Source organism: Streptomyces sp. NPDC094143, from assembly GCF_040303825.1.
GTDB lineage: Bacteria > Actinomycetota > Actinomycetes > Streptomycetales > Streptomycetaceae > Streptomyces.
In genome coordinates, this window is record NZ_JBEOTZ010000097.1 from 3,722 (window position 1) to 5,143 (window position 1,422).

General features: G+C 56.1%; 1 rRNA gene (running past one end of the window). It reads left to right on the top strand.

The annotated features are described in order from the left end of the window. A 23S ribosomal RNA gene (locus ABTZ58_RS39730) occupies positions 1-1,400 on the top strand; it begins 1,825 nt to the left of the window's first position. Positions 1,401-1,422 lie beyond the last annotated feature (22 nt).

The following is a 1,422-nucleotide window of genomic DNA, read 5'->3' on the forward strand; positions in this document are numbered from 1 at the left end:
CATATAGTCTGAGACCTGATGCCGAGCCGATTGTGGTGAAGTGGATGATCCTATGCTGTCGAGAAAAGCCTCTAGCGAGTTTCATGGCGGCCCGTACCCTAAACCGACTCAGGTGGTCAGGTAGAGAATACCGAGGCGTTCGGGTGAACTATGGTTAAGGAACTCGGCAAAATGCCCCCGTAACTTCGGGAGAAGGGGGGCCACATCCGGTGAAGGCACTTGCTGTCTGAGCTGGGGGTGGCCGCAGAGACCAGCGAGAAGCGACTGTTTACTAAAAACACAGGTCCGTGCGAAGCCGTAAGGCGATGTATACGGACTGACGCCTGCCCGGTGCTGGAACGTTAAGGGGACCGGTTAGCTCCATTTCGGTGGGGCGAAGCTGAGAACTTAAGCGCCAGTAAACGGCGGTGGTAACTATAACCATCCTAAGGTAGCGAAATTCCTTGTCGGGTAAGTTCCGACCTGCACGAATGGCGTAACGACTTCTCGACTGTCTCAACCATAGGCCCGGTGAAATTGCACTACGAGTAAAGATGCTCGTTTCGCGCAGCAGGACGGAAAGACCCCGGGACCTTTACTACAGTTTGATATTGGTGTTCGGTTCGGCTTGTGTAGGATAGCTGGGAGACTGTGAAGCTTGGACGCCAGTTCAGGTGGAGTCGTCGTTGAAATACCAGTCTGGTCGTGCTGGATGTCTAACCTGGGTCCGTGATCCGGATCAGGGACAGTGTCTGATGGGTAGTTTAACTGGGGCGGTTGCCTCCTAAAGGGTAACGGAGGCGCCCAAAGGTTCCCTCAGCCTGGTTGGCAATCAGGTGTTGAGTGTAAGTGCACAAGGGAGCTTGACTGTGAGACCGACGGGTCGAGCAGGGACGAAAGTCGGGACTAGTGATCCGGCGGTGGCTTGTGGAAGCGCCGTCGCTCAACGGATAAAAGGTACCCCGGGGATAACAGGCTGATCTTCCCCAAGAGTCCATATCGACGGGATGGTTTGGCACCTCGATGTCGGCTCGTCGCATCCTGGGGCTGGAGTCGGTCCCAAGGGTTGGGCTGTTCGCCCATTAAAGCGGTACGCGAGCTGGGTTTAGAACGTCGTGAGACAGTTCGGTCCCTATCCGCTGTGCGCGTAGGAGTCTTGAGAAGGGCTGTCCCTAGTACGAGAGGACCGGGACGGACGAACCTCTGGTGTGCCAGTTGTTCTGCCAAGGGCATGGCTGGTTGGCTACGTTCGGGAGGGATAACCGCTGAAAGCATCTAAGCGGGAAGCCTGCTTCGAGATGAGGACTCCCACCTCCTAGAGAGGGTAAGGCTCCCAGTAGACGACTGGGTTGATAGGCCGGATATGGAAGCCAGGTAACTGGTGGAGTTGACCGGTACTAATAGGCCGAGGGCTTGTCCTCAGTTGCTCGCGTCCACTGTGTT